Source organism: Hydrogenophaga sp., from assembly GCF_051007235.1.
Taxonomy (GTDB): domain Bacteria; phylum Pseudomonadota; class Gammaproteobacteria; order Burkholderiales; family Burkholderiaceae_C; genus Hydrogenophaga.
The window spans coordinates 1-7,444 of sequence record NZ_JBPCSJ010000275.1 but is presented as its reverse complement, the minus strand read 5'-3'; the positions used below and the strand labels follow the sequence as shown (position 1 = coordinate 7,444).

General features: G+C 70.5%; 8 protein-coding genes and 1 pseudogene. 1 reads left to right on the top strand and 8 read right to left on the bottom strand.

Features of this window, described 5'->3' with window-relative positions; translation table 11 throughout:
* A partial coding sequence (locus ACR2JA_RS09845) for an ABC transporter ATP-binding protein (protein ID WP_434008906.1) occupies nt 1-876 on the bottom strand: 876 nt, incomplete at its 3' end.
* A 93-nt stretch (nt 877-969) separates the two neighbouring features.
* Between ACR2JA_RS09845 and ACR2JA_RS09840 the strand changes: the two genes are divergently transcribed.
* Nucleotides 970-2,061 carry a PA0069 family radical SAM protein gene (locus ACR2JA_RS09840; RefSeq protein WP_434008905.1) on the top strand — a complete coding sequence of 364 codons (1,092 nt, stop codon included), beginning with the start codon at nt 970-972 and terminating at the stop codon, nt 2,059-2,061.
* A gap of 81 nt (nt 2,062-2,142) precedes the next feature.
* Here the strand turns inward: ACR2JA_RS09840 and ACR2JA_RS09835 are convergent, their stop codons facing one another.
* The 7 genes and pseudogenes from ACR2JA_RS09835 to ACR2JA_RS09805 all read right to left on the bottom strand — a co-directional run.
* Nucleotides 2,143-2,361 carry an oxidoreductase-like domain-containing protein gene (locus ACR2JA_RS09835; RefSeq protein WP_434008907.1) on the bottom strand — a complete coding sequence of 73 codons (219 nt, stop codon included), beginning with the start codon at nt 2,359-2,361 and terminating at the stop codon, nt 2,143-2,145.
* A gap of 21 nt (nt 2,362-2,382) precedes the next feature.
* Nucleotides 2,383-2,613: pseudogene (locus ACR2JA_RS09830) on the bottom strand (DUF1653 domain-containing protein); the annotation flags it as partial.
* Between the two features lie 83 nt (nt 2,614-2,696).
* Nucleotides 2,697-3,779, bottom strand: a complete 1,083-nt coding sequence (locus tag ACR2JA_RS09825; protein WP_434008904.1) for a TRAP transporter substrate-binding protein — start codon at nt 3,777-3,779, stop codon at nt 2,697-2,699.
* Between the two features lie 135 nt (nt 3,780-3,914).
* Nucleotides 3,915-5,495, bottom strand: a complete 1,581-nt coding sequence (gene thiD / locus ACR2JA_RS09820; RefSeq protein ID WP_434008903.1) for a bifunctional hydroxymethylpyrimidine kinase/phosphomethylpyrimidine kinase — start codon at nt 5,493-5,495, stop codon at nt 3,915-3,917.
* A 154-nt stretch (nt 5,496-5,649) separates the two neighbouring features.
* On the bottom strand, nt 5,650-6,435 hold the full coding sequence (locus tag ACR2JA_RS09815) for a thiazole synthase (protein ID WP_434008902.1): 786 nt from the start codon (nt 6,433-6,435) through the stop codon (nt 5,650-5,652).
* Between the two features lie 4 nt (nt 6,436-6,439).
* Nucleotides 6,440-6,637, bottom strand: a complete 198-nt coding sequence (gene thiS, locus ACR2JA_RS09810) for a sulfur carrier protein ThiS (protein ID WP_434008901.1) — start codon at nt 6,635-6,637, stop codon at nt 6,440-6,442.
* Nucleotides 6,631-7,444 (bottom strand): FAD-dependent oxidoreductase (locus ACR2JA_RS09805; protein WP_434008900.1); only part of this gene is annotated, 814 nt, incomplete at its 5' end. The genes ACR2JA_RS09805 and thiS, both read right to left, overlap by 7 nt.

The window sequence follows — 7,444 nt, the reverse complement described above, 5'->3', positions numbered from 1 at the left end:
GCCAATGCCCTGCGATTGCAGGGCGGCCAGCAGTTCGGCAATGCCGGTGTCCTCGTTGCAGGTGTCGAAGGTGTAGGTCAGCGTCAGCCCGTCGGCCGACAGCGCCAGCGGCCAGCTTGCGAGCGCATCGGGCACGGCCGCCAGCGGCTGCTGCAGGCTCAGGGCCAGTTCCTTGCGGCCGAGCTGGCGCATCAGCACGTCCTTGTCCTCCACCACGATGAGTTCGCCCTTGCGGATGACGCCGATGCGGTCGGCCATGTCCTCGGCTTCTTCGATGTAGTGCGTGGTCAGGATGATGGTGGTGCCCGCGTCGCGCAGTTGGCGCACCAGGCGCCACATGTCGTGCCGCAGTTCCACGTCCACGCCCGCGCTGGGTTCGTCCAGGAACAGGATCTTGGGCTCGTGCGACAGCGCCTTGGCGATCAGCACCCGGCGCTTCATGCCACCCGAGAGCGTCATGATCTTGTTGTCCTTCTTGTCCCAGAGCGAGAGGTCCTTGAGGATCTGCTCGATCAGCGCCGGGTTCGGCGCCTTGCCGAACAGGCCGCGGCTGAAGTTGACGGTGGCCCAGACGGTCTCGAACGCGTCGGTGTGCAACTCTTGCGGCACCAGGCCGATCAGGCCGCGCGCCCGGCGGTAGTCGCGCACGACGTCGTGGCTGTCGGCGGTGATCTGCCCCTCGGTGGGTGTGGTCAGGCCGCAGACGGTGCTGATGAGCGTGGTCTTGCCGGCGCCGTTGGGACCGAGCAGGGCAAAGATTTCGCCGCGGTGGATGTCCAGGTGGACGTTTTTGAGGGCCTGGAAGCCGCCAGCGTAGGTTTTGCCCACGCCGCGGATGCTGAGGATGGTGTCGCGGGTCGAGGAGGGAGAAGACATCGGTCGATTGTGCGGGTCTGGCGACGCCCCCGTGTGTCGGGGTGATTGCAGGTCGCGTTGCAATTCATTGAAAACTGTACGAATATACAGTTCATGACCCAGGACGTGTTCATTCCACTGCAGCCGCTCAAAGGGCGCGGCGTGGCGCACCGCCAGCCCCACCGCTTCGAGCGCGACCAGCGCGCCGCGTTTGACGACGGCTGGGGCACGCTCGATGCCGCGGCCGGCGACGGCTCCGCGCCCCCGGCCACCGAGGTGACCTGGGAAGACTGCAAAAGCGCCATCACCCGCAACGACTCGCCCGACATCGGTTTCAACCTCGGCCTCAACCCCTACCGCGGGTGCGAGCACGGCTGCGTGTACTGCTACGCCCGGCCCAGCCACAGCTATCTCAATCTCTCGCCGGGGCTGGACTTCGAGACCAAGATCATCGCCAAGCGCGGCATCGCCGATGCGCTGCGGCGCGAGCTGCTGAGCCCGCGCCACGTGCCGGAGATGATCGCCATCGGCACTGTGACCGACGCCTACCAGCCGGTGGAGCGCGAACTGCGGCTCACACGCAGCGTGATCGAGCTGCTGGCCCAGGCGCAGCACCCATTGGGCATCGTCACCAAGGGCAGCGGGGTCGAACGCGACCTGGACCTGCTGGCGCCGCTGGGGCGGCAGGGCCTGGCCGCGGTGTACGTGACCATCACCACGCTCGATGCCCAACTCGCGCGCATCCTGGAGCCGCGCGCCGCCGCGCCGCACCGGCGGCTGCGCACCCTGCGCGCGCTGGCCGACGCGGGCGTGCCCACCGGCGTGAGCGTGTCGCCGCAGATCCCCTTCATCAACGACGACATGGAGCAGGTGCTGGAAGCGGCCTACGAGGCCGGCGCGCGGCGTGCCTTCTACCAGGTGCTGCGCCTGCCCTGGGAGCTGTCGCCGATGTTCCGCCAGTGGCTGGAGTTGCACCACCCCGACCGTGCGGCGCGGGTGATGGCGCGGGTGCAGGACCTGCGTGGCGGGCAAGACTACGACGCCGACTTCGCCACCCGCATGAAAGGCCAGGGCATCTGGGCCGACCTGCTGCGCCAGCGCTTTGTGAAAGCCTGCGAACGGCTGGGTTTCAACCGCGAGCGCCAGCCGATGGACACCAGCCGCTTCCGGCCGGCGGCTCTGCGCGGGCAGGGGGATCTGTTTTAGGGCGACGCTGAACAAGTCCCCGTGGATGCAGGCCCCTGCTGCCGGGATGCCCGCGCCACGGTGGACTGGTTCAGCGTTGTCTTAGGCCTGGAGCAGTTCCAGGGCGTCCACCCGCCAGTGGTGCAGCGCTTCGTAAAACCCTTCCCACACGCAGCCGTTGCAGCCGCGGCCGCAGCAGCTGTCGGGTTCGGGCGGCGGTGGGCGCAGGGCCGTATCGAGGTCGGTGCCGCGCTCGCGCTGTGCCCGGCCGCGCAGATGGGCGATCAACGCGTGCGCCGTGGCCAGGTCACCCAGCGGCACCAGGCCCGGGTCGTGCGGGGTGAAGCGTGGCTGTTCTTTGCCCTCGAACGCGCCGCGCTCGGCGAACATGGCCGCCGGCCGCACCCACAGGCCGAAGCCGCCGTAGAGCGCGCGGTACAGCGTCATGCCTTGCAGGGTCTCGCTGCAGCGCACAGTGTCGATCACGTCGTACCAGCCGCCCTTGTAGTGGCGGTACAGGCCGGGCGGGGTGGCGTTCAGCGGGGGGAGGTCGTGGTCGGTCGGAGCGTTCATGGCGCAGCGATTGTGCGTGAAGGCGATCGTCACAAAAAAGGCGCCCCGCAGGGCGCCTGGTGGCAGCCGGGTCTGGTGCCCGCCTACAGCTTCACACCCGCGATGTAGCTGTCGTAGCGCCATTCCGAGAACTTGCTCCACAGCACCTGGTCGCGCTGGAAGGCGCGCATGTCCTGGTGGATCTTCTTGAACTCGGGCAACTGGGCCTCGTGTTCGGCGAACACTTCCATGCTGGCCTTGTAGCCCGCGTCCATCACCTCTTTGCTGAAACCGCGCAGCTTGGTGCCGGCGGCCACCAGGCGGCGCAGGGCGGCCGGGTTCTGGGCGTCGTACTTGGCGGTCATGTCGCGCGCGGCCACCGCACCGGCGGCGCGCACGATGGCCTTGTTCTCGGCCGACAGCGCGTCGAACGCCTTCTTGTTGATGAAAAACTCCAGCTCGGCGCCGCCTTCCCACCAGCCGGGGTAGTAGTAGTGCTTGGCCACCTTGTGGAAGCCCAGGCGCTCGTCGTCGAACGGGCCGACGAACTCGGTCGCGTCCAGCGAGCCTTTTTCCAGCGCCTGGAACACCTCGCCCGCGGGCATGTTCTGCGCGACCACGCCCAGCTTGGCCATGGTGTCGCCGAACAGGCCGCCGCCCAGGCGCATCTTCAGGCCCTTGAGGTCGGCCACGGACCGGATCTCTTTGCGGTACCAGCCACCCATCTGGGTGCCGGTGTTGCCCGAACTCATCGACACGATGTTGTACTGCGCATAGAACGCGTCCATGTATTTGCGGCCGTTGCCGTGTTCCATCCAGGCGTCCATGTGGCGCGCGGTCAGGCCAAAGGGCACGGCGCAGCCGAAGGCGAACACCGGGTTCTTGCCGGTGAAGTAGTAGGGCGCGGTCTGCGCCATTTCCACCGTGTGGTTCTGCAGCGCGTCGACCACGCCGAACGGGGGCAGCAGTTCGCCGGCGGCGTGCACCGACACCTCGAACCGGCCGCCCGAGAGCGCCTTGACGGTTTCCGAAAATTTTTCGGCCGAGCCGAAGATGGTGGGCAGCGACTTGGGGAAGCTCGAGGCCATGCGCCAGCGCACCGCGGCCTGGGCGTGAACGGCGGGTGCCGCACCAGCGGCGAGCACACCGGCGATGCCGGCGTGTGTGATCAGGGAACGACGATCCATGTGTTTTCTCCGGGGATGAGCAGGCCCTTGCCGGTGCTCCGGTGCGTCTGGCGCACCGGTCGCCCGGGGGTGACGAAACCCGGGGACCTTACCAGAATCTAGGGTTAACCCTTATCACCTACCGGGCAGCCTGCTTCAGGTCAGCGTGGCGTGCGGCAGGGCGGGCACGTGGCGCGCACCGTCCGCACCGCGCGCCGCCAGGCCTTGCTGCCAGGCGGCTTGCCAGGCCGGCAGGGTGCGCGCCGGGTCGTCGCCCAGGCCGCGCACCACGCAGCCACCGGCAGCGCCGGCGGCGGCCACCGCCTGCAGCTGCGCCGGTTCGAGGATGCCGCCGATGCCCACCACCGGTGCCGGCGCCATGTGTGCCCACCAGGCCAGGTTGTCCAGGCCTTGGGGCACCCAGGGCATGTCCTTGGTGGTGGTGGCCCACACTGGACCGCAGGCGATCAGGTCGGGTTGCAGCGCGGCGGCGCGGCACAGCTCCCACAGGCTGTGCGAGCTGATGCCCAGCTGCACGCCCTGCGCGCGGGCGGCGGCCAGCCGGGCGTGGTCTGGCGCGGTCAGGGCCAGCAGGTCGTCCTGGCCCAGGTGCAGCGCCCGCGCCCCTTCGGCCAGCGCGGCCTGCCAGTGGTCGTTGACCACCAGCAGCACGCCCGCTGCATCGGCCGCGCGCTGGCTGCGGGCGATGGCCTCGCGCAGGTGCTGGCCCCAGGTCGCGTCGTGCAGGCCGGCGGGGCGCTTCATGCGCAGCTGCAGCGTGTCCACCGTGGGCCGGGCGCGCAGCACGGCCTGGGCCCGTTCCGCGCTGTCGACGATGGCGTAGACGCCCGGCGCACGGCCCCGCACCCGCGTGGTCCAGACGTCGGGCGCCTGCTCGTCCAGCGACAGCTGGGGCAGCAGCGAGGGTTCGGTGGCAAAGCCCGGCCGGGCGATCACCGGCCCCACGCCGCGGCCCACCGCACGCGCGTGGCGCAGCGCAAAAGTGGCCGCCATCTTGGCCAGCACGGCCGCGTCGGCCACCACCCAGCCCAGTGCCAGCGCCGACGCCAGTGCCGAGGCGAAGGTGCAGCCGGTGCCGTGGTTGTGCGGCGTGCGCTCGCGCGGCAGGCTCAGCCAGCCCGTTGCTTGTGGGGTGTCCAGCCAGTCCAGCGACAGGCCCGATATCGGTCCGGTGGCCCCGGCGTCTCCGCCGGTGATGACCACCGCCGTGCAACCCAGCGCGCGCAGCGCCCGCGCCTGGGCGGGGATGTCGCGTGGCGCCTGCTCCCCCAGCAGGGCCAAGGCCTCGGCCTGGTTGGGGGTGATGACGGTCGCGCGGGGCAGCAGCAGGTCGCGGTAGGCGACGCGCAGTTCGGCATCGGCCAGCGCGGCGCCGGTGCTGGCGCGCAGCACCGGGTCCACCACCAGGGCCAGCGGTTGTTGTGCGCGCAGCCGGTCGATGAAGTCGGCCAAGACGCGCACGTTGGCCGCGCTGCCCAGCAGGCCGGTCTTGATGACGCGCGGGGGCATGTCGGCGGCCAGCGTGTCCAGCTGCGCCTGCAGCACCGCGGGCGGTGTGGTTTCGATGTGCGTCACCTCGGTGGTGCTCTGTGCGGTGACGCCGGCGACCACGGTGCAGCAGTGCACACCCAGGGCGTCGGCCGCGCGCTGGTCGGCCGCCAGGCCGGCGCCGCCACCGCTGTCGGTGCCGGCGATGCTCCAGATGATGGGGGTCATGGTGTGTGTCCTTTGGCGCCGGAGCGCGATACAGATGCGAAGACGCAACGCCGTCCAGGGGCACCGAGGAACCGGCTTGGCCGGGCCTCAGGTGCCGCCCCCCTCCCGCCGAAGGCGAGAGAGGGGGGTGACGCGAAGCGGCGCGGGGGGTGTTTCACGGAATCAGGAAGGGGTGGCCCGAAACGGGGGTGGACGCGACCGCCATGTCCTGCGGTGCCATCACGCCGGCCTCAAAGGCGGCACGGCCCGCTTCGATGGCCAGGCGAAAGGCGCGCGCCATGCGCACCGGGTCCACCGCCAGGCTCACGGCCGAGTTCAGCAGCACGGCGTCAAAGCCCAGCTCCATCGCGGCGGCTGCGTGCGACGGTGCGCCGATGCCCGCGTCCACCACCAGGGGCACGCCGGGCAGCCGTGCGCGCAGCGTGCGCAGCGCGAACGGGTTGATCAGGCCTTGCCCGGAGCCGATGGGCGCGCCCCAGGGCATGAGGACCTCGCAGCCTGCATCGAGCAGGCGCTGGCAGGTCACCAGATCGTCGGTGCAGTAGGGGAACACTGCGAAGCCGTCGCGGGTGAGTTGTGCGGCCGCCTCCACCGTGCCCCAGGGGTCGGGCTGCAGGGTGTGTTCGTCGCCCACCACTTCGAGCTTGATCCAGTGCGTGCCGTACAGCTCGCGCGCCATGTGCGCCAGCGTGATGGCCTCGCGCGCCGTGCGGCAGCCGGCGGTGGTGGGCAGCAGGCGAACGCCGCTCTGCACGATGCGGGCGACGAAGCCGTTGTCGCCCGCCGCGGCCAGCGTGCGCTTGAGGCCCACGGTGACCACCTGCGTGCCGCTGGCGGTGATGCTGTCGCTGAGCACCTGAGGCGAGGGGTAGCCCGCGCTGCCCAGCAGGAAGCGACTGGAGAGTCCGACGCCGTAGGGCGCCCAGTGGGACGTGTTCATGGCGTCAGCCTCCGACGATGGCTTGAAAGGTCAGCACGGTGTCGCCCGGGTTCAGCACGGTGGTGTCTCGCTGGGCGCGGGGAACGAACGCGCCGTTGACAGCGGTGGCCACCTGTTCGGCCGACACGCCTTGCGCCACCAGCAACGCGGCCAGCGTCAGGCCCTCGGGGCAGGGTAAAGAGAGGTCGTTGAAGGTCAGCATGGGTTGACGGGAGAAGGGGCTTGATCCAGAACTGCCGTGGAACGGGCTTCGCCCGGCCACAGGCGGTGTCCCCCCTCCGGAACGGGAGGGGGGAAGCCGCGCAGCGGCGCAGGGGGGAGTCCCAATGTGCTCAGCGCATCCTGCGCGAGCGCTGGTGCGAGCAGCCAGCCGTGCCGGAACAGGCCGTTGATGCGCAGCAGTCCCGGTTCGGCGTGGGTGTGCGGTTCGTTGTCGGACAGGGCGGGGCGCAGGTTGGCTTCCATGTGGACGATGCGCGCCTCCGCCAGTTCGGGCACTGCGCTGTGCGCGGCGGCCATCAGTTCCGCGGCTGTGCGCAGGCTCACGGGCGAGCGGTCCTCGCTCTCGATCTCGCTGGCACCGACCACGAACAGGTCGCCCGGCCGCGGCACGATGTACACCCGGTGCCGCGGGTGCAGCAGGCGCACCGGGCGCTGCAGCCGCACGCCGGGGGCGTGCAGCCAGACCACCTCGCCTCGCACGCCTCTGACCGCCATGTCCGGGCGGGCGCCGATGCCCCGTGTGTCGATGGCCAGGTCGAACGGCAGGACATCGCCCTCGGTCAAGGTGATCCGGCCCGGGTCGACACGGTCCACCCGCTCGCCCCAGCACCAGTGCAGGTTCGGCGCGTGCACCGCCAGCGCGGCCAGCAGGTCGCGCGGCATGACTTGCGCCTCGTCGGGCAGCAGCCAGGCGTGCAGGCCGGGTGCGATGGCCGGCTCCAGGTCTGCGAGCGCCGCGCGGTCCAGCGGCTGCGGCGAGGGAAGATCGCCGGCCAGGGCGGAGGCC

Coding starts and splice junctions, on each gene's coding strand:
- ACR2JA_RS09840 (WP_434008905.1), top strand. CDS start 970: ATGACCCAGGACGTGTTCATTCCACTGCAGCCGCTCAAAGGGCGCGGC.
- ACR2JA_RS09825 (WP_434008904.1), bottom strand. CDS start 3,779: ATGGATCGTCGTTCCCTGATCACACACGCCGGCATCGCCGGTGTGCTC.
- thiD (WP_434008903.1), bottom strand. CDS start 5,495: ATGACCCCCATCATCTGGAGCATCGCCGGCACCGACAGCGGTGGCGGC.
- ACR2JA_RS09815 (WP_434008902.1), bottom strand. CDS start 6,435: ATGAACACGTCCCACTGGGCGCCCTACGGCGTCGGACTCTCCAGTCGC.
- thiS (WP_434008901.1), bottom strand. CDS start 6,637: ATGCTGACCTTCAACGACCTCTCTTTACCCTGCCCCGAGGGCCTGACG.